Genomic DNA, 26,986 nt, shown 5'->3' with positions numbered 1-26,986 from the left:
GTTAATCTAGGACCAAGGCTCGTTGGTCTCTTTCTTGTGGAATACCTTCCATTACAGTTGCCACATAGTGTTGTAAGAAACGACTTTTCTGGTCTAGAAAATCTTTTTGCAAGGCAAGGTGAACCAAATCTCCAAAATAATCCTGACTGGAAATAGCCAAGTCCTGTTGAATCATGGCCTGTAAGATTTCAAGGCTAAGTGGTGAATAATCGTCACTATCCAAAACCTCATACTGTTCCAAGGTGTCTGAGAGACTATTTGAGGACATTAAATCCATAATAAAACTAGAGCCTTCACCTGTTCGGTACAGCTTTTCCAGAATGTCAGTCATATCTGCCTGTAGTTCATCCTGATAACTATCCACTTTATCTCGTAGCTCATCACTAATCAAGGATAGATCATCTTCATCCATATAATCTTGATAAACCTGATTGAGGATTGTTCTATCAGAAATACTTAATTCCAAAGAGAGAAAGGCCTTGATAAACTCTTGGTAATCGACCTTCTCCATTTCAGACAAAGCCTCTTTCATGGTGTCAAAGTTCCAAGCCATCACACAACTCCTTTTGTGGGACTAGTGGTGAATGTCCAGATTGTAGCTCTTCTAAATCAGCTTGACCATCACCATCTGTGTCAACAGACTGCGGATTGGTTCCCAAAGCTAGTTCCTGAGCATCTGTCAAACCATCTTGGTCTGAATCCTTTTCATAAATAGTTTTTGGATTCATCTACTTCTCCTCCTTTTTCTTCAGTCCATAAGCCGTACCAAGTAGAATACCAGCTCCAATCAAGCCCAAAAGGGATTCCTGTTCCCCTGTATTTGGCAAAATGCTTGCTGGAACAGGCGGTTCAAGAGACTCAATCGGTGGTTGAGGTGGAGTGGGTTGATTTGGACTTGGTTCTTCAGGTTGAGGTGTATGTGTTACAACTGTATTTGAACTGATGACATAGCCATTCACTGTATGGAGATAGGTATTCTCCACCTGACCAGCCGCAATCCGTTTCATTTGAAGGTAAACATCTGCCTGAAAGGCTGAATCATCAGAGATAGTCTCTAAGAAGGATTTATCAAATGAAATTGACACTAGGCCATTTTCTGTATCCACCTGTTGCAAGGTATATTTCGTGACTTCTGTTCCCTCTTTTAAGACAGAACCGTCTTTGAGGGTGACATCCGTCATCAGATAGCTGCGGTAAACACCATTGTACTCATCATGCTTTTCATCATAGTTATCTTCAAAACCATATTCAAATAAATCAGTCGCACGATTGCTTGGAATCAATGCTCCAACCAAGCGATAGTTAAAGGTTTGATGCAAGGCCACTTCTTTCCCGTCAAGGCTCTCATCTTTATGAGACAAGTCAATCACCACATCTTTTTGTGGGTCTAATTTGGGAACATTATTGACCACTGTTTCCGTGACATAGGCCAAGCCAAAATCAATCTGATAGGCTGTATTTTCATACTGACCACCTGTTTTGGTCAACTCATTTTTAACAGTCATCGGAAGCGTGACAACTAAGGTTTGACCAGTCTTCACATAGGTCTCATAAAAGGTTTTGGGATCATCGCTACTAAGGACCTGAATGGCTCCTTTAGGTGTAAACTGACGTTTAGCCATGGCATCTTGGACGACTTTCGGAGCTTCTGACAAACTAGCGTAGGTGCTGACAGAGATACCAGATACACGATTGCCATCCTTATCCAAAACTTGAATGCCATCAGGATTTAGGGTAAGGGCTTCTTCTGGGTAATCGTCTACCATGTAAAATCCCTTGGCAAGAACATCATCCGTCACGACCATGTCCTTGTATTGATTGTAATCCAAGACAATTTTGTAATAATTGACCGTATTCGGAAGAACAGTCTTTCCATCAATTGAAATACCTTCTTGATTGGTATTAGACTTATGTGGAGTTACTTTAGGGACAAAATTGGTCACCGTGTTGGTTTCATAGGCTTGCCCAAAGTCCACCTGATAAGCCACGTTTTCATAAGACTTCCCTGAATTAAGCATGGTTTCCAAAACCGTCATTGGAGTGACAATGGTAATATTCTCCCCCTTGGTCACATAAGATTCAAAAAAGACTTGTGGGTCCTCAGGCATGAAAACTTGAAAAGCTCCTTTAGGCTGAATTTTTTGTTTCGAAAGGGCTGCTTGTAGTGTTTTCGGAGCTTCTGATAATTGAGAATAAGACTTCACTGTGATTCCTGAAACTGTTTTGCCATCAGATGTGACAAACTGAATAGCTGCTTCATCCGGCAATAAAGCTTCTTCTGGATAATCATCCACAAAGTAAAAACCTTGTGCAATCTGAGAGTTGTCTGCTTTAATCCCTCGGTATTGGTCCAAGTCCCATGAGAGAGTATAGTGATTTTGAGTTCCCACTAGCATGGGCTTCCCATTGATATCCACTTTATCCTTGTTTAGGTTTTGTTTCTTGGGTTCTGGAGAAACAAGGGTGTTGGTCACTTCTTTGGTTTCATAGCCATTGCCAAAATCCACTTGGTAGGCCTTGTTTGTATAGGTCTTAGTTTGACCATAGAGACTATCTTTCACCGTCATTTTGGTCAAAAGAGCTAAAGAAGTTCCTGTTTGAACATACTGGTCATAAAAGGCTTGGTTGTCATCCGGCAAAAAGACTTGAAAGGCACCTGTCGGTGTAATCTTAGCACGAGCCAATTTATCTTGAAGGTCTTTAGGGGCTTCATTTAGGGAAGCATAGTTTTTAACCGTAATTCCTGATACCTTCTGACCGTCAAGGGTTGTAACAGCCGTCCCATTTTCCACCACATCAAGCACTTCCTCTGGGTAATCGTCCACAAAGAAGAAGCCTCGTGCAATTGTCTCTTTAGCAGAACGATCTCCCTTATACTGGTCCAAATCCCAAGTCAAACGATAGTGGTTGGTTGTACCAAGGGCTACGACCGTGTCATTAATGAGGACACCATCCGCATTTTCATTGTTTTTATCTGGTGTAATGAGTGTGGTTGTCTCCCCATCACCTGGTGTACGAACCGTTACAACATTTGAAGTGACTGTGTAAGCATTGGTTGTGCCCTTGTTCAAAAGGAGTTTGTAACTATTGGAATAGGTTGCCCCATCATTTTGAACAGAACCATAGACTTTTGGAGCGGTCAGTTGATAAACCTTGGTTAAATCTTTATTTACCTCCTGCAACAAGTTTTCCTTTGCGGTCAAGGTCACAAAATTCTTAGTCTCATCAAAGCTAAGGACATAGTTTCCATTCTCTTTTTGTGTTGTTTCCTTATCAAATAGGTAACCAGCAGGCAAGTAGTCCTCAAAAATGAGACTAGTCGTTTGGACACGATTGGGCGATAAGGCATCAACTGTTAAGGGATAAATCACCGTTGAATCTTTTGCGACAGTTTTCTCATGAAGATTAGCTTGGTCACTATTGACCACTTCTTTCATAATCTCTGGAGTTGTCGTCAAACGGTACGCATGATAATGGACAGTGGGTACTTGTGGTGGCGTTGGAAGTTCTTTTGGAATAGGTTTGACAGGTAAGGTTACCTTGGTCAAAGTTAGACTAGGTTGCACCACTTCTTCCAAAGGCTTTGGCGTGAAGGTCACAGGCTTTTCTGGTGTAAATGTTTTAGGAGTAAAGACATCTGGTGTTACCGTAATAGGTTCTGGAATGGGTTCAAGTTCCACCGTTACATGAGGTTTGGGACTATACGGTGTTACTGTACGTGCAACTGGTAGGGTATTTAAGGCGAACCAGTATGACAAGCCAACATTCTGTGGCATATCGCCTTGCCCAAAGGTTACTGTGTAGGTATTTCCTGATGTAACTGTTGAGACAATTGCTCCTTTATAAGCATAACGACTTGATGTGGTATCCCATTCCTCAGGTAAATTCAAATCACTAGCACGGTTGGAACCCAAAGAACGTGCTAGACCTTCATTAGTCACTTGAACGGTTGAGCCATTAATCGGTATAAATTTCCCAGATGAATCTTTAACATATTCTAAACCAATGTCATTATGATTGAGGGAAGAGTGTGTGAAGACTCCTGGCTTTTCTTTGGAGAAGGTAACTTGTGAACCGTCTTCCAAGAAATACTTAGCAACTACACGAAACTCCATCTTGTCTGTTCGCCAGTCACCGTTTCCGTCATTTCGATAGGCAATAAAGCCCTCGGTTGGATCATTTGGCACAACCAATTTCACGGCATCGGTTCCAGCTGGTGATACAAGGTTGGTAATATCGTAAGTCACACGACTAATCTTTTTCCCATCAAATCGAGCATTTTGAAGATTTTGATAGTTAAAACTAAGAGTCTCACCTGTTTTGAAGCTATCATAGACAAAGAAGCCCGTGGAATCTAAGATTCTTGAGTAGCCCCCAAGCATGGCATCACCAGTTGAAATGATCTGAGCAGGATTTCGGGTAATGGCCCCATGTTGTGCTTGGGGTTCACCGTTATTTAGATTTAGAGCTTGAGCAAGGGCTTCAGAAATATAACCTTCTTCACCTTTCGAAATCTCGGTCAAGTCATGTTGATAGCGTTCCATTTCTTTGGCATTGTAGGCATCGATCGCTTCATTCTCTTTTCTGGCTGCGACTTCTTTTTCTTGATTACGTTTTGTAATGGCTTCAATCTCAGCTGCTCGATTTGAAACTAATTGTTGTTTTTCCTGATTAGCCTGATCCACCGCAGCTTGACCTGCACGATTTTCAGCATCTACAGCAGCTTGACCTGCCTGATTACGCCTTTCAATGGCTTCGTTATCTGCTTTTGCCTTAGCAAGTCCAGCATCATTTTCTTTTTGGATGACCTGATTTTTCGCAACAATATCATCTGCCTTGGTTTTCTTTGTTAGATAATCCGCTAATGCTTGTTCGTTGGCGGATTGGATAGTTTCAACAGCCTTACCAAAATTTCTGTAGTCAGATACAGATGTCCCATTTCCTGATGAAACTACTTGTTCTTTTACTGTCACGTCAGCATCTGCATACTGAGATTTTAGGTCATTGACTTTAGAATCAACCCAAGCATTTGTCTCTTTACCAGTTTGGTTGGCCCCTTCGTAGGCCTGTGACAGCTCCTTATTTTCCTGTTCGATGCGAGCTTTTTCATCCTCATAAGCTGCTTTGTCAGCTTTGTAGGTTTCAGTGACTTCATTGATAGCATCAACCTGTGTTTGGGCATCTGCTTCAGCTTTTGAAATTTGTTGGTTGGTTTCTGCCGCAGAAGTTGTATTTCCTAAATCCATTGGGCTATCTTCAACCGTAGAAACACCTTCAGCCTTTGCCTGTTCAACTGCTTGTGTTACCGTATCATGTGGTACGGTGACAGCGATTGCACCATTAGATTGTCCAGTTGACCCTAAACTTTCAGTTTGTTCAGATACAGGGTTTGGTTGTGCTTCTGGTAAATTCGTGGCTGGATTCTCCGTTCGTTGAATAGTGGTGTCAACTGATGATGTGACTTCGTCTGCATGTGCAACCGTTCCTCCCCAAGCAACAACAGCCGTCACCATGGTTCCAAGGGCAACGGAACATAGAGTGCGATATTTTTTACTCTTGCGAAAGACGTGTTTCTCGCCTTTTTCCTGATTGACAAGAAAGTGATGATTACATGTTTTGGTCATAAATAGTCCTTCTTTTCTTTTTTATGTAGCAACAAACTGTCACTCTTTATTAGATACGAGGGCGTTAAGCGAGCACGACAAAAATAGGAGTTTTGACGAAGAACTTTCCGTTCTAGGAGAAACTCTCTTTTTTGTACAGCTCGTAGCCCAAGTTCAATACCATCATAAAAAAGAAGGCTTGATTTTGTTATCACAATAAAATGAGGGAAAAGAAAAAAGCCACCCATAAAAGTGGATGACCTGATTATCACCAAATCAATTTTTACATTAAGACGGCCAATTAACCTTTCTAACTTTAGCAGTCTTAAAGCGTTTCTTGTCAACAAGTTTCAGCTCTATTTCTCTACAATTTGTAATTAAGGTGTCGTTGATTTTAAGACTTCTTGGAAAGTATTGATTTCCTTGTTCATGTGATAATTCAACGGTGTAACTAATACCATTACTTAATTTGAAGACCACAAAATAAATATTATCTCTTCTAAATCGTTTACCAACTTTTCTATTCAAAATACCATCCGTTGTATAAAATTTACATTCCATCACATGTAACATTTGATAAAGTAGTAATGTACCAACGATTTTGAATTTATTTTCGTTAAACCATCCATTATCAGCCTTATTTAGACGCTGCAATGTCCAATCATCCTTTAATCCTTCAAAAATACTCCCTGCATTATTAGTTGGTAAATTGACATGATGATCTCTTGATAATCCTAATAGATGGGGAATAGAGGAATTTGGGACGGAGAGAACAATTTTAGGATAGTCCTCCATATTTGTCTGATAAACGTATTTGTACTGAGAAACATATTTCTCAATAGTATTGGCCAAACAAGACATATCGACATTGAGAATATCAATCTCTCCATCAAAGGTCTTGAGCCATTCCAAAGTATATGTCATTCTAATTTTCTCCTAAAAAAGAGAAGGAAGCAGGTGCTTCCTTCTCTTCCACGTATTGAGTTTCACCTCACGCTAGATATGCCCTATCTATTCCTCAAGGGTAGGCAGTCCTGCTATTCTTTTTCTCAACAAACAGTTTGAACTGAGTGCGGAGCCCACAGGCGGGTGCAGACCATATCCACTAGCCCACAAGTAATTTATAATCTTTATTTATCCTTATTATATAGGATAATTCCTTATTTGTCAACACCTATGTTCACGCTTAAAGTTTAGATGAAATGACCACTTTGTCCTAAATATCATACAATATTTGGGACAAGAAGACAAGTATTCTAATATTTTTATTTCGTCGTATAAGCAAAACTCAAACTACTATCCACTCCAGATAATTTTCGGAAGGTGTAGTTTGGATTGCCATTATAGTTGGTTTCGGAGATAAGGAATGAGCCATCTGGGTAGACTTTTTATAGCGATAGGTAAAACTTTGATACTATCTCCATCTTTTCCCCCGCTTCACACCGTGCGTGCGACTTTCACCGCACACGGCGTTCCATCAATAGTGTATTATCACGATTTTGCTTTATCGTGCTATATTAATATGATTAACATGATTATTCTAAGTTCAAATTTTCTTTCAATAATGGTGGATTTCCTACAAGTTCACGCAACTGATTTAATTTGGTCAGTCCTGTATTACTCAAATTCAAAAGCTGAAAGAGATTTTTGATAGCCTTCTCATTTGTTGCGTGAATAAGGCGATGACTATCTCGTCCAACAATGATAAGGTTCCTATAAGAGTCATCCTTTGTTTCTGACCAAGGTCTCTTATGGTGACAATGAATATCATCCATATCCAATTCCTGACCGGTTACAGCACATTTCCCTTTTTGAGCTACAAATAAAGAAATTCGATTATCGTTATATTCAACTGTTGCACGCTTATTTATAATTGGGTGTTCTCTCAGCCATTTTAATTTCCATGTTTCAACAGATTCCTGTTGTTTATGAATCAATTTTCTCCCCTCAGGAGTATACCTATTCAGATTCTTATTTCTTCCTTTTAATGTCCTCGTCTTGACATAGCTAATTGGAAGAATTGGATAACCCATTAAGTACCGAATATTTTGAGATTGAAGGTAAGGGAGAACCCCTTTATCTTTTCCCTTGTATTCTCCTATTTTTGTCAGACCTTTCGCCTGCAATCGATTTTTAAAAGAGAGGTAAAGCTGATAATGAATTTCTTCTAAATCCTTACTCACATGTGTTGCCATACTATAGTAGTTATGAATACCGATAACCATACTATTATACTTCTGTATTTCACGAATAATTGTTTCTTTAACACCTTTAATTTGTATCAATTTCATCTGTTGTTTCAGTTGATGTTTAATACGTTTCTTGGCTTTCGGTGCAACATGAGAAAAACAGACAAAACGATTATTCTTAGAAACCAGCTTTAAAGTAATCCCAAGGAATTCGCTGCTTTTCTTTCTCAGATTGGTAATTTGAGATTTTTCCTCCGAAACAGGAAGGTTAAGTCGCTCTTTTAACCACAATTTTACAGCCTTAAACGTTCGCTCTGCCTCATTCCTATTTCGACAAAAGATTTTAAAATCATCCGCATATCGAACAATATACATCTCTTTTAGTGTCGTTGAAGCTCGCAGCTTTCTATAAACATGTGACTTGTGCCTTGTTCCCTTGGAATTATATTGAGGAACTAATTCCTTACAATCTCTTTCTTCCCATTGTCGTCCTATCCACCAATCAAATTCATTAAGATTGATATTGGCAAGTAGCGGAGATAGGATACCTCCTTGTGGTGTGCCCTTAGTTGGATGGCTCACTTTTCCATTCGGAAGAACAATTGGTGCTTTTAACATTTTTCGAATAATCACTAGAAGTTGTTTATCCCTGATGCCTAAGGTCCAGATTTGACGCATTAACTTAGTATGATTCACTTCATCAAAAAAGCCTTTAATATCAACGTCAACGACATAAGTCATATGACTTTTATTCATACGATACATACAGTCCATAATAGCGTTATCAGCTGACCGTAGAGGTCTAAATCCATAACTATGTTTGTAAAATTTAGCTTCACATATTGGCTCTAACACTTGTAAAATACACTGTTGAGCAATCCTATCCCACATTGAGGGAATGCCTAGTGGTCTTTTCTTTCCATTTGGTTTAGGAATCTCTACTCTTCTGACCTTTCTGGGTCTATAATGTTGAAATCTTCTTTGAACTTTAGAGATAAAGTCTTCTTGGGTCAAATTTTCTAAGTCTTTAATGGTAACACCATCTACACCCTCGGTTTGACTACCACCATTCCGCTTTATGGTACGATAAGCGAGTAGTATATTTTCGGGAGATGTGATAATGTTCATCAAATTCTTAAAGTTGAATCCATTTTGACTTTTGGAATATAAATCGTCAAATATTTTGGTCATGCCATAGTATTCTGCATACCTTAGTTTTTGACGTTTTAATAGTTTGTCATCATTTTTGGTTTTCGTCATGGTCTATCACTCCTCTCTTTGGATTCGTGACCTTTTATGTCTTACAAGAATCCATGAAATGATAAAGTTCATAACAATACACTATTGACTAGTGGCTGTTCCTCCAGTATCATTACAACACTTTCAAAGGTCGTGCCACCACTCTCACTAGAGATTAAGGAAAGTTATGATTTCCTTTCCATTGCTTCGCTGGTTGTGCAACCTCCACATCTCTAGCTTTCGACGTTCCCTTATCTTTATCAATACTAAACTTAGGTGCCTAGCTATACCCCTTCAACTTTGATATGCCTGTAACATAACAAGGAATTTCATATCGTCGATTCTTACTCTTCCTCAAGTCGAAACAACTTACGTTGCTATACGCATTTCTACGTACTCGCCTTCGGAGCGTACATTCGCTGGTTCGTCAGTGCTCATGCACATTCTCACCCTATTTAGTTTTTAATGACTCCCGACCTATCAGATACATATCCCACCTCTGGAACACTTTCGATTCTTAAGTCCTTAAGAATGACGGTATCTTTCAGCCGACTTCACCGAGCTTCATACCTTTACCTTTGCATCAGATAAACGCATGTCGGAGTATTAGAGAAATCGTTTCAGGGCGTTACCCCTTCATTCCAATTTTCAAGATAAGAGTTCTCCATTCTCTTCAAATTTAACCTGATTATCAGGTTGATTTTTCAAGAACGTGTCTAACCTTTTCAGTTAGAAACGTCTCGCACCCACAAAAGCCACATGTCCGTATTCTGTTGGTGTGCCATGTCCTCCTCCCGCAAAGGAAAGAATAGCTCCTGCTTGTGGACTTGTCCCTGTCTCCCCACCGAGACTTGCGGCTGTTCGTACCCAATCTTGGCCATTGCCCATGGTACTGATAATTGGAATCTTCTCACCATTTTTACCTTTGAGTTTTAGCCCCAATTGGTTGATACGGGCTGCAACTCCCCAAGTACATTGGCCGTAAGCATATCCCATACCGTCACCACCTCCTGGAATAGAGTTTTCAAAGAGGTCGCCTCGTACAGCTTCAAGAGCTTTGGGGTCACTTTGTGCTGTCCCACCGTTGGGTTGACTAAAGCCTTTTTCAACTTGGTAATACCACTCACTTGCTCGTGTCTGGCGTTCGAGTAGTTTATCACCATTATTTCCTTCCCAGTAAATGAGAAAGAGTTGGGCAAGACTAGCTGGACTACCTGAATTTTTGAAGAACTCCTTTAACCAGTTGGTGTAATAAGGACTATCCCCATGCAACATGAAATCCAGTTGTAACCCTAAGTCATACCACTTTTGATGTTTTCCTTTGGCATATTCCAACAATAAAGTATGTCTGCGTGACCCATCCGCGGTATCTGTCCATTGGCCTAAGCCTAAACCACGTTTGAGAATATTTGGGTAACGTCCATTGTATATAGTTGGACCATTAAGTGAGAGCCAGCCCTCATCATCCCACGAACTATCAGTCGCACCAACTGGCGGAGATAAATAGTCGCCTTCAGCTCGTTTTGGATTAATGGAAGATTCTACCGACCAATTTCCTAAAATAGCTGCTATAGCTTGATTTGTCGCACCTTTGCTTTTAAGATAGTCATAAATTGCCTTGGCTCTCTCGAACTCATCGCCGCCAAACTGACCGATAGTTGGAAGAATGGTGGTCTGAACCTGGATTACTTTTGGAAAGTAGAAAGCTGGATTGACATAGACCAACTTATCCGTATCATCATCAACCTTTTGATAGGTGACTTTTAGACCCGTTCCGTCTTTGGTCTGACCAATAATATCTCCTGCCAAGACATGTTGATGTTCACTCACTCGGCCTGAATGAATGCCAAACAAGGTTAGTTTAGTCTTATTCACTCCCTTACCAGATGTCAAAACAACGTTCTCTCCATCAAGAGATACCTTGCCATCCATCGGAGCTACAATGACTTGACCTTCTTTCGCTTCTAAGATGATATGGTGATGCAGCGTTGGTTTCTCATCAATGACCTCATAACCATATCGGTAGGTCATGCTTAAGCTATCCTCATCGGTCTGTCCCTGAAAGGGATTGTCCAATTCTTGAAGGGCTAGATAGTTGCCTCCTTCTGTCAACTCCTTTAACTCTTCCTGGTCCTCATCAGACAGCTTGTAAGCAGGTTCTTTATATAAGTCAGACATGGATTTAATAGAATCTCCACCGTTTAATTCCGACCACAGTTGACTGAGAAACGCTTTGTAGGTCACACCACCTGCTTCCATGAAATCGTCAAGCTTGTAGTCTTGGTATTGATGATTCATGTAAACCATAACCTCATCAATCTTAGTGTAAAAGGTAATTCCCTTTTCGTTGGTTCTTGTATGCTCCGCATCTTCCCACGTCATGTGGGTATAGGCCTTGGTCAATTCCATCTCATCTTGTTGAATGACACTGCTACCTGAGACACTCATGAAAAAGCTCATCATCAAAATGAGTATCAAGAGAATGCCTGAGACAATCCAAGTCAAAGGATTTCCCGCAAGGACAGAAAAGAAAGTCATACTTCCCTTAATGGCTTGGACGATTCCTTTGAAACCTGCGACACTTTGTTTTCTGACATGCTTTAAAAAGGTTTGGTAGCGTCTTCTTGGTTTAAGAGGTTTCTGGCGTGTAAATCCTTTTCCCTTTTTGAAGTTCTGGAATCGTTCCTTTCCATGAGAAAATTTTGTTTTGGTAAACCGCACACCAGTCTGTCCACTTTTTACTGCCACCTTACCTGCTTGATAGGTTAACCTGCCATAGCGTCTGACTTTCAGGCTAGTATCCTTTAGGGTTCTAAGTCCATCTAAATCATCATCCTGTGATACCAAGTCAAACGATTCAGATGCAGCTAAGCCTAATCCAGCTTTGACTTTGGTAGAGTTTTTCTTAGTCTTTTGGACTTTCTTGAGTTGTTTAACCTCACGCTTGGCAGAACTTACGTCTTTTTCTGCACTGAGTCGATCAAATGATTTTTCTTGGTGAAACTGAAAGCGAGACTTCAGGGAAGGATTTTCTTTTTGGAAAGTAAACTTGGGATTAACTGCCTGTTGTTTCTCACTTAGTTTCACTTCTGACAAATGTTTTCTTGCCGTCCGCAAACGCTCTTGAGCTTGAGGAAGTCGATAGTTCTTGATTTCCTTTACCTTCAACAGTCTAGGAGAAACATAGGTAATTTCTTTTAGGAACTTCTCTTCTGCTTCCTTTTGGCTACTGAGTAGATTTCCTTTTAACTCTGTTTTCTTTCCCTGAAACAGAGAATTTTTGGCTGGTTTTCGAAATCGTCCTTTTTTAGGAACAGTCTGTTTTAAGGTCCTAACTTCTTTCCGATAATGCATACGGGCCGATTTTAAGTTGCTTCGAAAGTTTTGCCTAGCCTGTTTGACTAGCTTTTTATCCTCTTTCATCTCATGTCCTCATTTTTTCAGGGTCCGTACTCATGATGTCAAAGAGCTTGGTGTGTTGTGGAATCTTATTTTTGAATGGAACAACGGTGGAACCGGCCTTAATTAAGCCTGCCCCTTTTTCAGGATTGACCAAGTATTTCTCCAATTCCTTGGAAAGTCCAAGCATATGTACCAATTCTTCGCGATCGCTCTTGGCCTGTTTTAAAAGAATCATAAACTCGCTATTGGCAATAATGCGTCTGCCGTTGGCATCCAAAAGAAGTGTTTCTACATTCTGAGTAATGCCTGTCGGTATCGCCCCATACTTACGGACACGACTCCAAAGTTTAAAGAAGAAATCAGAGGCATACTTGTCCAATAAGAGTAGCTGCATTTCATCAAAGTAAATCCAGGTCTTCTTCCCTAGTTTTTGGTTTTTGACCACCCTATTCCAAATTTGGTCAAAGATAACCATGAGGGCAATCTGTTTTAATTCATCGCCTAACTTTTTGACATTGTAAATCAGGAAATGACTGTCTGTTTTAATATTGGTCCGATGTGAAAATATGTCCAGCGACCCTTCCACATAGAGTTCCATATCCAGTGCCAAGTCCTTAGCTTCCTGTTCAGGTTGTTGAGCTAAGACAAAGACCCATTCGACCAAGGACGGTGTGTCAAAATGCTTATAGGTGAGTCGTGTCACACGGTCAATCAAGGACTTTTCACGACCATCCATTTTACGGTCCAAGAGCTTTCCTATCCAAGACAAGAGAAATTCGGACTTGACCTTAACCGGATCCTCATCCATATTCTCATCAGATAGATCTAAGACATTTAAGAAGGTGGTAGAATCTGGGGCAATATCAATACTCTCCCCACCAAAGGCTTGACCGATAATACTGTACTCGTTTTCTGGGTCAACAATAATAATTTCAGTATCACTATCTGCTTCCTTGAGCTTAGTAGAGATGATCTCGTGTTTTGTCGCCATCCCTTTGCCCGCTCCAGAAGTCCCTAAAATCAAACCTGACGGAGTATTTAACTTGCCACGGTCAATACTGATGATATTACTTGAGATTTGATTGATGCCATAAAATTTTCCACCCTTGTCCTGAATATCAACGGAAGTCCAAGGTGCATTCACGGCAATGTTTGAAGTCAATAGAGACCGAGAAACACCTTCAAGATAGTTCTTCCCAAATGGCAAGAGACTATTAAAGGCAGCTTCTTGCATATAGGTCAAATTATCAATAATCATATCATTAGACCCTGCCACTTGCTTGATAATATCAAGAGATTGTTTGAGTTGGTCTTCAGTATCCGCCAGCACGCCAATTAGAAATACGGTGTCAAACAGTTTATCTCCTGTTTGGGTCATGGTTTGAAGAAGAGCTTCAGCTTCATCGATGTTGTTCTCAAGAACATGCCCGACCTTCTCCAAATAGATACCTGTCCGAGCCATCTTTTGTTGTTCCCCAATCTTTTGCGATTCCATCAAGGTTTTCTTGGTTCGCAGCTTGGTCATGGTTTCAGACTTGGTAGAGCCTTTAGCATGTAGGCTAATCATCACTTCCAAATCTGACTGCATTAAGTCTCGAATAAATTTATCCCCTAGCTCAATACCATAGTCACGAACATAGACAATCTGTAATAATCGATCGTCCAATTCAATATGATTCTTGTGTTTAAAGGAAAGATAGGTTGGTGCAATAAAGTGTTTGGTAGTTTGACCTGAGAGGGTCAAATCCTTGTAAGAGAACGGTAAATGATTTTCACCTCGCAACATATCCGCAAGGACATTCACTCGTTCCTCTCCACCGAGTAGACCAAGAGATACATCAATCTCTGAAAAGCCACTCTTGAAATATTCTCCAATTTGTGACAGAGAACGAAAAGCTAGTTTTGGTGTTTGGTCGCTCTTGCCAAATGAAAGAAACTTGACAGCTGAAAAGTTGTTCTCACCCGCCTCTAAGTTGGCATCCATCATGCGATTCAATTCATCACGATAAGCATCAAACCCATCTTCCTGTAAGGGATAGAGAATACTCTTACGGAATTTTTCCAAATTAACTTTTTGATTGAAAATAGTCAGTTGGAAATTGGTCTTATCATCCAGTGAATTGATTAAATCGGAATATTTCTCAACAATAGCTCCCTTATCGTCTAAGCCAACTGTTTGATAATTGACATCTCCTAAGAGATAGGTTTGTGAGAAATAACTTGGACTGACTTGCATAAGGCCATTCTGAAAAAGCCCTTGATAAGCTAACGTATTTACGGTAGAAGGGCTGACCTCCTGCTTCTGTGTTTTCGTCTTTTGCTTTTGGTCATTAGAAGAGGTCTTTGATTTCATTGAGTGTTTTAATTTTTTCACGTTGGTCTCCTTTTCTTCCAGTAAATGTGCGGTCTGGCACCGTTAGTTCATAATGAAAACGGTACTTGAGGTAGGTTTCAAATGGTAAATCGTTGGGGCGATAGACCCCAAATAACATGAGTGGAATGGTAAAGCTAAAAACAAAACCATAGATAAACCAATCCCCAAATTGCCAGTAAAATAGGTTCAATCCCAATACCAAAATGGTTAGGGCGATGGCTGGAAATACAAAAATAACCTGTCTAGTTGTAAATCCCAGCCATGCCCTGTGTTGAACCTTTGAGATGTCCTTAAAGACACGAGTGTTCATAAATGTTCTCCAATCTAAGTAAGCTATAAAAAGAGGAGGCGAGATAATGACTCCCTTCCTCCTACATGCCCAAAATACTTCGGGCGGTCCGTTGACTGCCAACTAAGGCAATGATTAACAATATGGCTTGTACCAAGCCACCAAACATAATGGCGAGTGATTCCATAACTCCAGCTCCATTTGATACGGCAATCTTACCAGCCGACTCAAACAAGGGAACAAGAGATACAATTAGAAAAATCAAAATACCTTGAACGGCATAGACCATGATGTTTTTAAGATAGCCAATCCCAACACTTCTCCAGTCATCACTAAGGAAGGTCGGAATGGTAACAGGGGCAAAAGGTATCATCAGATAGAGTTGAATAAAGCGAATGGTAATCAAGATATTGACAACCATGATACTGGCCATTCGTACCAACCAAATGAGAATCGCAAAAAAGCCAATAATCATTTTTCCTACAATTCCAGAACCCTTGATGCCTGAGATGGTATCGTAACTGGCACCGCCATTCGTGACAAGACTTGCCACTTGTTCAATAACATAAGAGGCAAGAGCGATAACGGCTTCCACAATAACCGTCGTATTGGTAATCACGACCACGACCATAATGTAGCTGACAATCATAGGTGCTATGGCTTCAAAGGTCATTGCACCACCTGAGTTTGCGATTTTCTTGGCCATTTTTGAAAATTCGAGTACGAGAACAACCGCAAGAATAGCTACTCCCAAGGGCTGCATAATCCCCTTGGTAATGGCTGTCATGTAAGACCACACCGTCGGATTAAAGTCCGCTAGTGACTTAATCAAGTTGGCGGTTGATTCTAAATCCACTTGAAACCCTTCAAAAAGGCTATCGCTAGATACTTTTTCAGAGGCTAGAAATACAAAAGGTGACGTAAAATTCATCATCATGTCATGTGCTGTCCTCCCCTAAATGGTAATCTGTGTCACAAAAGCACCAGCGGCTCCCACCATGACCCCACCAACAATTTCTAGAATGGCATTTCGGACACCTGGCCCACCATCTTTAATGTTGGTTGAAAGGTTGATAATGCCCATTACAACAAGAAAGGCCCCTACTGCAATCAAGCCTTTTTGTAATAGAGACATGGCTTGGGAGAACATGGAGCTAGCGTCCACTCCGTAAACAAAGCCTGTTAGTTTTTGATTCATATTTTTCCTCATTTCTATTAATGTAGTGTCGTTTCTGTGCTTAAATCCCTTATTTTATGGCCTGACAAATCTATCTCTTCCTCAGTGATTAGGGGATTGATGTGGTAGTGCCACCAGCGTTCATCAGATTCCTTATCTGCAAGCCATTTCCAATTCTTATGTTTGAGTGGAAAATATTTCTTTGATCTAAATACTGGCACTCCTGCAATTCTTACGAGGCACTCATCTCGTTTCATATTCCCGACTTCATCAGCCGTCATCAAGTCACGGGCAATTTTCTGGTGAGAGGTAGAACTTGAACCCGTCTGCCCAAAAGAACGACTGGTACTTCTGACATCAATGGTTTGTTTGCCTAATAGACCACTCATAAATTTGAAAGTTTCCTCGTCATTTCCACCCAAATAGAGGAGGCTGTCACAGTTCCCCAGTATAGTTTTCCAAGCCTCTTTTTCCTTATAAAGTCCTTGGAGTTGAGCGATATTTTGCAAGATAGGAACTAAGCTCATGTTTCTAGAGCGAACCGTTGAGGTTTGTTCGGCAAAGTCTGGGATTTCTCCGACATTCGCAAACTCATCCAGATAGCTTCTAACATGAATAGGCAGTTGCCCTTTAAAGTCCACATCAGCCTGTCTGGTCAAAGTGGCGAAAACCGTAGAGAAAAATAAAGCAGATAGGAAACGAAAGGTCGTATCATTATCTGGAATAACAAGATATACCATGGTCTTTTGAGTGCCCCACGTTTTCAAATCCATAGTGTCTTTTTGCGTCAAATCAATCACCGATTGAATATTAAAAAGGGCGAACTTAGCGGTCGTCACAGCAATGACCGAATCCAAGGTCTTGTCCTTGTAGTTCTGAAAATCCGCCCAGTTTCTCATGGTAAAGTTCTCATGACCGTATTTTTTAGCGTAATCTTCAAACAGGACTTCAAGAACACTTTTGTCCTGATTATCTCCCTTTGATAAGAGTTTGATGAGTTTCCCAATCTCAGAAAAGGCTGGATAACGGCCACGCTTACGTCTTGCTTCCTGCTCTTGCTTGGAACTTCCTGGTGGATTGTAAAAATCTACCAAATAAGAGGCAATAGCTCTCACCAATGTCATGGAAGCTTCGTCCCAAAATGGATCACTGCGAGAACCAGACCCACGGGTATTGTTAAAATAGACCGTTAACATGCGGTTCAAATCATTCTCCGTTTCCACATAGCGAAAGGGATTAAAACCGTCTGAATTGGTCATATTAACCAAATCTAAAACCTTGACCTGATAACCGTTTTCTAAAAAGAGTTTACCTGTCTTCTCAGCCAAATGGTCTTTAGGATCTACGACAATATTGGAACAATTAAGTTGGATAAGGTTGGGTTTCACAAAGCGAAAGGTCTTACCTGCCCCAGAACCCCCAATGACAATCAAATTTTTATTTCGGTCAAACTGGGGTTTCTTCTTTTCCAACAAGGTTAGACGAACATCACGAGCCATAATCGTGTCATTGAAAGGATTCTTACTGTAAAAGTTCCGCTTTTCCTTACTGTTTCCAAATCGTGCAGAACCGTATTCTTCCCCTTCTCGATAGACTTTCTGTCCTGTCGATACATAAAGATAGACTAGTGTCATCATTAGAACCCCAAGGATAAAGGCAAGAAGAGATTTTTGAGTAAAGGAAAATAGCCATAAAGGATTGAAAACCTGATTTAACCCCTCTCCTAAGAGGTAGGCAAAACGTTCCATAGGTGGGGCATTGGTTAAACTATCATAGAGCAGGGTTAGACGATGGCAGAAATAACCAAAGGCGAGCCCCATGAGTCCAAAGACTAAAGCTTTTCGTCTTGAATACATTACAAGGTCACCTCCTTGGTTTTGACTGCCGAAGGTTCTGTCACTCTTATTTTTTCTTTGGCCAGTTCTATCTCTTGGTCCAAGGTTTTATCAAAGGTTAGACCTTCTAACTTTTCTGGATTAGACATCAGTTTCTTCACCAGTTCGTCCAAGTGATGATCGAGCAAGGTCTTATCCTTGGCATAAAAGTAGAGATAGTCTTTTTGCCAACTAATTGCAATTGGCAGTTTTTCTGACTCCATTAACTCCTTGAATTTCTCAACATCAATTGGCTTATCTAGAATGTCTTTACTAACATTAATCCCTTCAATGGCATAAGGGCTTTGAAGGAGTTCTTCCAGTTTTTGAACCCCAATCTTATAAGCTGAATCTTGGGCTAAGGATTGCCTAGCCGACCATTCTAAGAGTTTTAAGAGGGTTCTGACTGTCAATAAACTACTTCTTTCCACGTATTGCATCGCTTGACGTTCTTGTTGTTCAGATGACATAGTGGCCTCCTCTTTTTTCGATTCCCTATCAAACATAAGGTGCTTCCATAATACGGAAGCACTCTTGATTTTGGTATCACAAGAAAGTTACGACATAAGCCAAACTATTCCAAAGTAAATGTGAGGCGATTGCCATCTTACAATCTGTTTTCAATCGAACAGCAGCCAAGGTCAAGCCAAGACAGCTATACATGAGCCAACTCCCTAACTGATTGGGTCCATGGGATAGAACAAAGAGAAAACTGGTCACGCCTATTTGTACAAAAGGGAATGTCAATTTTTCCCACAGCAATTGCCTATAAACAATCTCTTCAAGGATACTTGCATTGACCAGAAACAATAAAAAGATAATAGGAGGAACCTGTTTTCCTATTTGTACCAATACCGCTTGATTCCTAGTCTGACCTGGAAATAGGAAGCTGATGAAGACTGCAAAAGCAACCATACACACAAAACCAAGAAGCAACCAACTTAGGCGATTTTGTACGCCCACAAATTTTAATTGAACAGTTTTATGACGGGCAATCTCTAGGCAAGTCACACTTAATAGGACCAATTGTAGCAAGACTACACTCTCTATTGTCAGATACTCTTTCAGGTATAAACTCACCAGAAGACTGTTAAGCTGTATGGCTAGAAAAAACAACACTATCCTTATCATTGTCACCTCTTGAATAAATCTTCATAATCAATTTCTAAGACTAGAACGATTCGCTCAACCCATCTTGTCTGGGGCATCAGACGATTGGATTTGTAATGTCGCAGTTTTTGATAGAGGCGATTAAATTCACTTGGATAAACATATTGACCGTTGAATACTTTGCGAGCTAGTTCTGCCCAAGTGAGGTCTTTTTCTGCCAGAATGATTTCTAAATTGTCCCAAAATCGTTCATTCATCTTCACACCTACCCTGTCACTTGTTTCATCAGGCTGGCCAGAAACAGTTCTTCTTTTACCTGTCTGGGAAGAAAGGTTCGCACTTCGTCTAGCCCAATAGATGGATAGACGTGATTCTGACAGACAATGAGAGGCAGACGAAGGTTTTGGTCTGGCTTTTGGAGAATGAGCTGAATCATCTCATTCAAACTTATCGAATATTGACGCTTAAAGCGAAGAAATCGTGGCGACAGCAACTCAAAACAATCCGTGGTTTTGGCAAAGAGTGACAGTAAGATTTCACGGTTTACATCACACGCATTTATACAACGATAAGTCACACCATAGGTCGTCAAAATGGTTAGTAAGTCTTGATTTGTATTGATATTATTTCCTAGATATACCTCAAGCATAGACACCTCCTTATAGGGTTAGGCTATTTTCAACTGTTTGTTCAGGAGTTGAGAAATAGCGACTCATATCAATGGGCATCCGTCCTTCACCAAAGCACTTGACCGTCACTAAAGTCGTTAAAATGCCATCCTTTCCCCTAGCAGAATAATTTTCACCAAAGGCACGAAAGGCCAGGTGATTGTCTTTCGTCAAGAGAGTATCTACACCATTTTTAATATCCCTAGTTTCCATAAAATCCGAAATCCGATGAAGATTGGATTCGTAGAATAGGGGATCATTCATCTCTTTGTGGTAATCATCTTCAAAAGTTACCTCAAAGTCACAATCAAAATTGGGGAGCGACAATATCTTTTGTAATAGCTGATTGGTTTCAACTTGGTGAATACGTTCTTCTAATTCAGTACACTCTAGGAAACTTTTCTTATGTAGTAGGTTCATGTTTTTCTTCCTCTTCAATTCTTCTAAATTCTCTGGCAATGGCTTCAATAACTGTGACAGTCACGCTATTGCCTGCCTGTTTGTATAGTTGGCTCTTACTGGAAACACTTTCTGCTCTTTCATAAGCCCAATCAGGAAAGCCTTGAAGTCTGAAACACTCTCTTGGTGTCAGTCGTCTTATTCTCAGGCGATAGAGTTTTCCTTCTAAGACAATGCCTGTGACTTCATACCACTTATCCTGTCGATATTCCAGAGCAGCAACAACCACTCCCATATTGTCTGAAGTCGTCAGGGTATTGGATATTCCCTTTCCCACACGTCCCCTACGTTTGGTTGAGTCTGGATAAGCCAGATTAACAGAGTCTCCAAGAGTTGCCTTTGCGTAGCCTGTTTTTGTGGCTTCCTTGATTTTCAGAAATGGCAGCTCCTCCCTCAGCAAAATCTTTGGCACCTTGTCTCCACCTTGCATGGTGGTCAAAGTCGGTGACAAGCCAGATATGTCAAATACTCTTCCAGTCTGGTCAAAGCTAGTCGGCAGATTTCCTGCGACAACAACTCCGTGTCTGTCTAGACTGGTCAATGTAAACATTGGGTCTTGATTGTCCTTAAATCGACGACCATGTTGGCGTTTTTCTAGTCTATCTGGTGTTAAGACTGGAATGGCGATTTTAGCTCCCTCTCCTTTACCTCTTGTTAGTGTAGGAGCAAGTCCACTCGTCAGATAAACTTCACCATTCAAACCACGTTTAGAGGGATTGATATTTCCTAGCCTTTCAAGATGAGCTGGGCTGTTTTCTCCTCTGAGAGGAAATATGAATCTGGAACGGTATCTTCTAGAATGTCCGATAATAAAGACCCGCTCTCTGTTTTGCGGGACTTGGAAGTCCTTGCTGTTAAGCACCTGCCATTCGACATCATACCCCAATTCATCCAGCGTGGAGAGGATTGTGGCGAACGTCCGTCCCTCGTCGTGATTGAGTAGGCCTTTGACGTTTTCCAAAAATAGAAAACGTGGTTGGATTTGTTTGGCCGCTCGAGCAATCTCAAAAAAGAGAGTCCCTCGAGTATCTTCAAATCCCAGTCGTCTGCCTGCGAGTGAAAATGCTTGGCAAGGAAATCCCCCGCAGATGATGTCCACTTGCCCTCTAAATTGTCTAAAGTCATGGTCTGTGACCTCTTTAATGTCATGGTATTCTATTTCTCCTTCTGTGTTAAACATGGCTTTATAAGATGTTCTGGCGAATTTATCAATTTCACAAAAGCCCAAACACTCATGGCCCTGTAATTCCATTCCTAGCCTAAAACCACCTATCCCAGCAAATAAATCTAAAAATTTCATTTTTCCTCTCTTTCCAACTAAAAAAGAGCCTTACACTTGTAAAACTCTTGCCTATATATGATCATCCATTTCTGGTGCACGGATGATTTCAAAAATCAAAATGACGATAGAAATCAGATAGATTCCACCTAGTATCCACCAAATCAACTTAATCACCTCCCTTTACTTCTTGTCGTCTCAGTTGCTTGGTCCACTCTGACAGCACACCATTAAATACATACTCAGCTATTACTTCCGCTGATCGAGCAAATCGCATATGTTCCAATGCATACTGATAACGGTCACTAAAATAAATCATGGCATAGTCACTAGCTGACTGAGATAGACCAGTCTGTCTTAACTGGTCATGAACCAAACCCCAAATATAGTCTCGATCGTACTTGGTCACGCCATCGACTTTTGAAGTAAAGTTTTCTTCTTGTTTCTCATCTACTAGCTGCCTTTCCTCCTCGTCCTCAATAAGGAAATCACTCCCTTTAGTTTCACTATATTTAGTCTCACTTCCTTCAGTCTCACTAGGGGCTGAATTTAAGACCGGCCCCGTCTTTCCTTGAGACCCCCCTAGTGTTTTTTTAACACTAGCCCCGTCTGTATGTAAGACTGGAGTAGTTTCATGTTCTAATTCCCCCAAGTAAATTTTATTTGCCATTCGACCTTTTTCACTAGAGGACTGTTGGACTTCATCAATTAAGCCATAGTCACGTAAGGTTTTCTTGATAGAGAGTAATTTTGACTTTGAACAGCCTAAAAGTGCCATCAGATTTGAATTGGAATAAATCAAGTAAATAGCCCCATCCTCATCAATCCAGCCCTTACTCAAAGACAGCTCCAACCTATCTTTTAAAACCGCGTAGGCTACCTTAACCTCCAGCTTTATATCCTTATAACGTTCACTCTCAAACAAAATTTTAGGGAGTTTATAATAACGCTCTGATGTCTGATACTGATTAGCGGTAATTCGTTTCATGATTGTCCCTCCAAGACTAATATTCCAACATTTCCAAATTCATCAAATCGGATTAAACCTGGTTGTTCCATTTCATCAATTAGCTGTGTTGCTTTCACAATATCAACTCCTAAAATAGCCACAAGATGACACATCACGATTTGGCGTGATGATTGTTCCTTCTTTTTCATGAATTCCTCCTGAAAATAAAAAAACGAGAACACTTAGTAAAATGTTCTCGCTGAACTATTATTTTTTATGACGTATCTATTTTTTGTCTACGCAGTCGACATCCAAACAGACATTCACATCAATGTACTTTTTTTGAACCTTTTTTATGTCAAAATCACTCTTTTCAATAAAGACAAAATGCTTGAAAAAGTGCTTAAAATAAAGGATTTTTACCCGTTGCTTCGTTGTAGCAACACTACGCACTCCACGTGTTTTGAGATGAGGGGATAGCTGTCAAATATTAGTATCCTGAATATTATTCTCTTTGAGGGAAGATATCAACTGAGGGCTTTCGTATGTGGGAACATATCAACATAGAAAGTATTTATCAATTTCATCTTCATTTTTGAGAATGCTTATCTCCGGAACTCCTACTGACTTCGCTAAATTAATAGAAGAAACAAATCTTAACTTAACATTGATATTGAAGTCAAACGAGTATTGCTGCAATTCCCCAAGTTTATGATATTTATTCAAAAGCTCATCGAGTTTTACTTGGTATTCTTTGTCCAGTTTATCAACAAATGCATTAATTCTTTCTTGATAAACATTGATAACTTCTATTTCGTGTTTGTTTAGAACGCCTTTTCCAAGACTTAGTGCTGTGGTTGCAACGATTGAGCCAACCAAAGCACCAACAACTGGAATTGGTATAACTGTTTGTCCTATTGCAGCACCAATAGCAGCACCTGTTGCATCAATAGCATTTAATGTTACTAAATCAATAAATCCATCTGTATCAACATCGCCTTTTCTATATTTGACGATAGCATTGCTTCCGGATTATCAAAGCCTTTAATGCGGCCATCAAGGCTAATTTGTGTGTGCATAATTATCTTTGGTTTCATATTTTTCAATCCTCCTTTTTGATAGTAGAATATCATAATACACTGACAGCTGTATGTCAGCAGGGGATATGAAACCTTACAAAAAATACATAACAGACCAATCGCTTTCTCTAAATCAAGTTTAGGCAGTGATTCGTAATTTGTGCCAGGTGTTTACGGGTTATGCATTTTAATTCATCAGGTTGGACTATTTCAATGCCTGATCCATATTCAATCAGCTGCTTGCTCAATATCTCAAAGGAATCTGTCTGGAATTCGATTTCCATTTTACTTCCCAAATCGGTTTCTTCAAGGAAGCCGAGAGAATACCTGTTCTTGATAGAATTGTATGTCTCCCCTTTTTCAGCTCTAAGAATTACATTATATAGTTTTTTATATGAAAGCATTTGTTTTAATATTTGTTCCAAAGAGCCATCATGGCTTTGACAGAGCTCTTCTTCTATGCAAATGCTTTTAATCCGATCCACACGAAAATTCCTATATTCATTTCTTAGCCTGCAAAACCGATTAAGTACCAGTTCTGTTCATAAAACCCCAGTGATATAGGCTCTATCATTCTGCTTTCCGGTTCTTGCCCTCCTGATGCAGGATATTGAATTGATATTACCCTTTTATTGCAGATTGCAGTCTGAATTGCTGCAATAACGTTATCCGCCAATGTATTTTTCTGTCCAGATGTGCTGTACACGTTAATACTGTTCTCCAACTCCTGTGCATAGTTTTTTTCACCATGCTTCAAAATAGATTTGATTTTATACATAGCTGAATCAAAATCCTTTATAAATGATTCATCTCCATGGCAATTTAAAAATTTCCCTGCTGTAATCAATGCACCCACTTCCGCCGCTGTAAACATTACCGGCGGAAGTAGGAAGCCCTCTACAAGAAAATATCCTTTTCCGGCCTCAGATCCAATTGGTATTCCGGCTTCTTCAAGTGTCCGGATATCTCTGTAAACTGTCCTTAAGCTTATATTAAATCGCTGTGCAATTTCTTTGGCAGGAATTATTTTTTTTGATTGCAGCTGAATAAGAATAGAGGTTACTCTGTTAATCCTGTTCAAATTTTATTCCTCCTCTGTGACTTCCATAAAAAGTATATCCTATGCGTTCTTAAGCTAGCTGCTGTTAGTGCTTCTCATTGCACCCTGGTTATAAAAGCCATACTCACAAACCTCTTCACCAAAACTCTTTACATCTCTAATATAGAACTCTATCTAGCGAACTTTTAGAAAAGATATAAAACATCAGAGTATGGACAGTTGCGGATGTACTTCAGAAAAGATTAGATGTCTAAAAAGCTTGTAGTTAAAGCTTTTTAGACATCTAAATCTAGGTACTAAAACAATTCATCCAGTAAAATATAATATTTTATTTTCTCCCAATCAGGCTTGATCCCCAGTAAGTCAAAAAATAGCTCGACATACTGTTCTTCCCCGATATCCTCCCTGATCGACCGGACGCAGAAGGCAATGTCATACCACTTGTCCGCCCTGCCGCTTCTCCCAAGATCAATAAAGCCACTTACTTTGCCATCTTTCACAAAGATGTTGCTGTCTCCCAGGTCGCCGTGGGAAAAGACAAGTTCCTCTTCGGGCTTTTCCGTCTTTAAAAAATCATACAGCTCGCGCGGATCTTTAAATGGAGTGTCTTCTTCCCAGTTTTCGCAATCCACATCGGCCAGATCGTTATTCAGTAAGTAATCCAATTCGGCTAAGCGGCTGTCTAAGCTATTCGTATAGGGACAATCCGATATGTCGATGGAGTGAAAGAGCCTGATGCACTCCGCATACAGCTCGATAATCTTTTCAGGGCTTTGTTCATCTTCATACTCTTCCGAGCAAAGGACGCCATCGGCCTCACTCATGAGCAGATTGCTCCAGCCATCATGCCGTTCAAAGTGCAGGACCTTTGGAACAGGCAGCTTTCCTTCCAGCCATAGCATCATGTCCTTTTCCCGTTCCACATCATAGGTGGTCCCTTTATACCGGCTGTCCGTCATTTTTAAATATAGGTTTTCATTTTCTCCCACCAGCTTATATACCTTAGCAGGAGACATTCCTTCCGTATCTTTTACGCAGCGGTATTTTTCGATCAGTTTTTTCAATTCCGGTGATATTCTCATTTTAGCCATTTATTATTTCCTTCCTCTTTTCTACAGTATTTAAAGATACCCCAAGAAGCTAATTATAACAAGACGAACTCCAATTCACTGTTCCTTGCATTCTAAAACCTTAAATACCAGAAAACAGCTTTTTCAAAGTTGTTTTCAAAGTTGGCGTATAACATAGTATCGACGGAGCCGATTTTGAAACCACAATTATGATAGAATTTACAAGCTATAAGGTTATTGTCCTGGGTTTCAAGCATTAGTCCATGCAAGTTTTTATGCTTTGCCCATTCTATAGATATATTGATAAGCGCGCTGCCTATGCCTTGCCCCCTGAAATCCTTACATACGGCGATATCTTCTATATAAGCGTACCGGTTCCAATTTTTTCGCAGTTTAACTTTTCCGACGCATTTATCGTCTTGGTAGTAAAGATATATTATCTTATCAGTATTGTCAATATATTCAAGGCAATCTGCCTCCTCATCCTCTTCATCCTCTTCGTCTTGGTAGCTTTTTAAATATGGCGCTTCATAGAGTAATTCTGTAAAGGTCCAATTCTCGTTTTCATACCTCGGTATAATCTTACCTATCACCTCAAATGGTTCGCTGGGTTTATCGATATCTTTCAGGTGCCCTGCTTTCATTTCTGTAATCACTGTTCCCGCCTCTCTTCTATATCAGCGGCATATGTGCTATCCAGGCAGCCGGTTTTACCAGTGTATTTTTTATACATGTCCCTGGTATATTTTGTTATATTCCTATCATACTCCGGATAGGCATAATGAAGCCTTTCCGCCACCTCACCGGATACCGCCCTGAACAATTGATGGCATAGAAATAATGCTTCCCATATGTTTTCATAGGAATCCATCCGGTAGGTGGACAAAAGTTTCTCCCACAAATCCTCGGATATATACCTTTCAATAAACTTATAGTTCTTGCCTACACTTAATTTAAAGCCTGTTTCGATGCCGACCTTCCATGATATCATTCTCAGCAGCTCATGGCGAACAATCTGATTAAAATGATCAATAGCAAATAAAATTTCCTTACGGCACAATCCTTTAATAACATAAGGTGTTACATTCCAAAATTCATTGCAGCAATCATCATACTCCCTTGCGCTTGGCTTTCTTACATGATAATCTATATCAGTCGGAACTAT

Annotated in this window: 23 protein-coding genes and 4 pseudogenes; all 27 read right to left on the bottom strand. The window is 40.2% G+C overall.

All coding sequences use genetic code 11. The features are described from left to right. Nucleotide 1: 1 nt before the first annotated feature. Entirely contained in the window at nucleotides 2–553 is a 552-nt protein-coding gene (locus C1G53_RS08745; protein ID WP_105111457.1) for a hypothetical protein, read from the bottom strand. Continuing rightward, on the bottom strand, nucleotides 537–728 hold the full coding sequence (locus tag C1G53_RS08740) for a calcium-binding protein (RefSeq protein ID WP_001068448.1): 192 nt from the start codon (nucleotides 726–728) through the stop codon (nucleotides 537–539). Before C1G53_RS08740 ends, C1G53_RS08745 begins: the two co-directional genes overlap by 17 nt. After that, nucleotides 729–5,624 carry an SspB-related isopeptide-forming adhesin gene (locus C1G53_RS08735; RefSeq protein ID WP_105118401.1) on the bottom strand — a complete coding sequence of 1,632 codons (4,896 nt, stop codon included), beginning with the start codon at nucleotides 5,622–5,624 and terminating at the stop codon, nucleotides 729–731. It abuts the gene before it with no gap. A gap of 267 nt (nucleotides 5,625–5,891) precedes the next feature. Next, complete coding sequence (locus C1G53_RS08725) at nucleotides 5,892–6,527, bottom strand: hypothetical protein (protein ID WP_105111810.1); 636 nt, start codon at nucleotides 6,525–6,527, stop codon at nucleotides 5,892–5,894. A 341-nt stretch (nucleotides 6,528–6,868) separates the two neighbouring features. Continuing rightward, nucleotides 6,869–6,991: pseudogene (locus C1G53_RS13685) on the bottom strand (CHAP domain-containing protein); the annotation flags it as partial. A gap of 147 nt (nucleotides 6,992–7,138) precedes the next feature. Then, complete coding sequence (ltrA, locus tag C1G53_RS08710; RefSeq protein WP_105118400.1) at nucleotides 7,139–9,052, bottom strand: group II intron reverse transcriptase/maturase; 1,914 nt, start codon at nucleotides 9,050–9,052, stop codon at nucleotides 7,139–7,141. Nucleotides 9,053–9,760: 708 nt separating this feature from the next. Further along, a complete protein-coding gene (locus C1G53_RS08700) occupies nucleotides 9,761–12,454 on the bottom strand; it encodes a phage tail tip lysozyme (protein ID WP_105110390.1) in 2,694 nt (897 codons plus the stop codon). Between the two features lies 1 nt (nucleotide 12,455). Then, nucleotides 12,456–14,807 (bottom strand): VirB4-like conjugal transfer ATPase, CD1110 family, encoded by a 2,352-nt coding sequence (locus C1G53_RS08695; protein WP_161941393.1) that lies wholly within the window; start codon nucleotides 14,805–14,807, stop codon nucleotides 12,456–12,458. Beyond that, complete coding sequence (locus tag C1G53_RS08690; protein WP_105118398.1) at nucleotides 14,764–15,117, bottom strand: PrgI family protein; 354 nt, start codon at nucleotides 15,115–15,117, stop codon at nucleotides 14,764–14,766. Before C1G53_RS08690 ends, C1G53_RS08695 begins: the two co-directional genes overlap by 44 nt. A gap of 61 nt (nucleotides 15,118–15,178) precedes the next feature. Then, the gene (locus tag C1G53_RS08685; protein ID WP_105118397.1) at nucleotides 15,179–16,033 is read right to left on the bottom strand and encodes a conjugal transfer protein TrbL; all 855 of its coding nucleotides are present in this window, start codon (nucleotides 16,031–16,033) and stop codon (nucleotides 15,179–15,181) included. 18 nt (nucleotides 16,034–16,051) lie between these two features. Beyond that, nucleotides 16,052–16,294: a hypothetical protein gene (locus tag C1G53_RS08680; RefSeq protein ID WP_001072182.1), complete on the bottom strand. Its 243-nt coding sequence runs from the start codon at nucleotides 16,292–16,294 to the stop codon at nucleotides 16,052–16,054. Between the two features lie 17 nt (nucleotides 16,295–16,311). Beyond that, nucleotides 16,312–18,129 (bottom strand): VirD4-like conjugal transfer protein, CD1115 family, encoded by a 1,818-nt coding sequence (locus tag C1G53_RS08675; RefSeq protein WP_105118396.1) that lies wholly within the window; start codon nucleotides 18,127–18,129, stop codon nucleotides 16,312–16,314. Then, nucleotides 18,129–18,617: a hypothetical protein gene (locus tag C1G53_RS08670; protein ID WP_105118395.1), complete on the bottom strand. Its 489-nt coding sequence runs from the start codon at nucleotides 18,615–18,617 to the stop codon at nucleotides 18,129–18,131. Before C1G53_RS08670 ends, C1G53_RS08675 begins: the two co-directional genes overlap by 1 nt. 76 nt (nucleotides 18,618–18,693) lie before the next feature. Continuing rightward, nucleotides 18,694–19,278, bottom strand: a complete 585-nt coding sequence (locus C1G53_RS08665; protein ID WP_105118394.1) for a CPBP family intramembrane glutamic endopeptidase — start codon at nucleotides 19,276–19,278, stop codon at nucleotides 18,694–18,696. 2 nt (nucleotides 19,279–19,280) lie between these two features. Then, nucleotides 19,281–19,514 (bottom strand): hypothetical protein, encoded by a 234-nt coding sequence (locus C1G53_RS08660; RefSeq protein ID WP_002935120.1) that lies wholly within the window; start codon nucleotides 19,512–19,514, stop codon nucleotides 19,281–19,283. 8 nt (nucleotides 19,515–19,522) lie between these two features. Continuing rightward, nucleotides 19,523–19,906: an arsenate reductase gene (locus C1G53_RS08655; RefSeq protein ID WP_024390295.1), complete on the bottom strand. Its 384-nt coding sequence runs from the start codon at nucleotides 19,904–19,906 to the stop codon at nucleotides 19,523–19,525. Nucleotides 19,907–19,916: 10 nt separating this feature from the next. Then, the gene (locus C1G53_RS08650; protein ID WP_105118393.1) at nucleotides 19,917–20,345 is read right to left on the bottom strand and encodes a hypothetical protein; all 429 of its coding nucleotides are present in this window, start codon (nucleotides 20,343–20,345) and stop codon (nucleotides 19,917–19,919) included. Next, nucleotides 20,329–21,684, bottom strand: coding sequence for a DNA (cytosine-5-)-methyltransferase (gene dcm / locus C1G53_RS08645; RefSeq protein ID WP_105118392.1), 1,356 nt, complete (start codon nucleotides 21,682–21,684; stop codon nucleotides 20,329–20,331). The genes C1G53_RS08650 and dcm overlap by 17 nt, the downstream gene beginning before the upstream one ends. 148 nt (nucleotides 21,685–21,832) lie before the next feature. Further along, nucleotides 21,833–22,651 carry a replication initiator protein A gene (locus tag C1G53_RS08635; RefSeq protein ID WP_105118391.1) on the bottom strand — a complete coding sequence of 273 codons (819 nt, stop codon included), beginning with the start codon at nucleotides 22,649–22,651 and terminating at the stop codon, nucleotides 21,833–21,835. After that, nucleotides 22,648–22,821, bottom strand: a complete 174-nt coding sequence (locus C1G53_RS13175) for a hypothetical protein (protein ID WP_000726045.1) — start codon at nucleotides 22,819–22,821, stop codon at nucleotides 22,648–22,650. The genes C1G53_RS08635 and C1G53_RS13175 overlap by 4 nt, the downstream gene beginning before the upstream one ends. Nucleotides 22,822–23,170: 349 nt before the next feature. Beyond that, nucleotides 23,171–23,491: a hypothetical protein gene (locus C1G53_RS08625; RefSeq protein WP_201346209.1), complete on the bottom strand. Its 321-nt coding sequence runs from the start codon at nucleotides 23,489–23,491 to the stop codon at nucleotides 23,171–23,173. A 146-nt stretch (nucleotides 23,492–23,637) separates the two neighbouring features. Then, a pseudogene (locus C1G53_RS08620) lies at nucleotides 23,638–23,709 on the bottom strand (riboflavin biosynthesis protein RibD); the annotation flags it as partial. Nucleotides 23,710–23,819: 110 nt separating this feature from the next. Continuing rightward, nucleotides 23,820–24,565, bottom strand: a pseudogene (locus C1G53_RS13375) (helix-turn-helix transcriptional regulator). A gap of 75 nt (nucleotides 24,566–24,640) precedes the next feature. Beyond that, a pseudogene (locus tag C1G53_RS13370) lies at nucleotides 24,641–24,772 on the bottom strand (HTH domain-containing protein); the annotation flags it as partial. 275 nt (nucleotides 24,773–25,047) lie between these two features. Next, nucleotides 25,048–25,842, bottom strand: coding sequence for an aminoglycoside O-phosphotransferase APH(3')-IIIa (aph(3')-IIIa, locus tag C1G53_RS08595; RefSeq protein ID WP_001096887.1), 795 nt, complete (start codon nucleotides 25,840–25,842; stop codon nucleotides 25,048–25,050). 92 nt (nucleotides 25,843–25,934) lie between these two features. Continuing rightward, a complete protein-coding gene (gene sat4, locus C1G53_RS08590; protein ID WP_000627290.1) occupies nucleotides 25,935–26,477 on the bottom strand; it encodes a streptothricin N-acetyltransferase Sat4 in 543 nt (180 codons plus the stop codon). Then, nucleotides 26,474–26,986, bottom strand: a 513-nt coding sequence (locus tag C1G53_RS08585; protein ID WP_161499120.1) for an aminoglycoside 6-adenylyltransferase, incomplete at its 5' end; no start/stop codon positions are given. The genes sat4 and C1G53_RS08585, both read right to left, overlap by 4 nt.

Source organism: Streptococcus suis, assembly GCF_002960445.1.
GTDB classification, from domain to species: domain Bacteria; phylum Bacillota; class Bacilli; order Lactobacillales; family Streptococcaceae; genus Streptococcus; species Streptococcus hyiners.
This window is presented reverse-complemented; position numbering and strand designations above follow the sequence as displayed.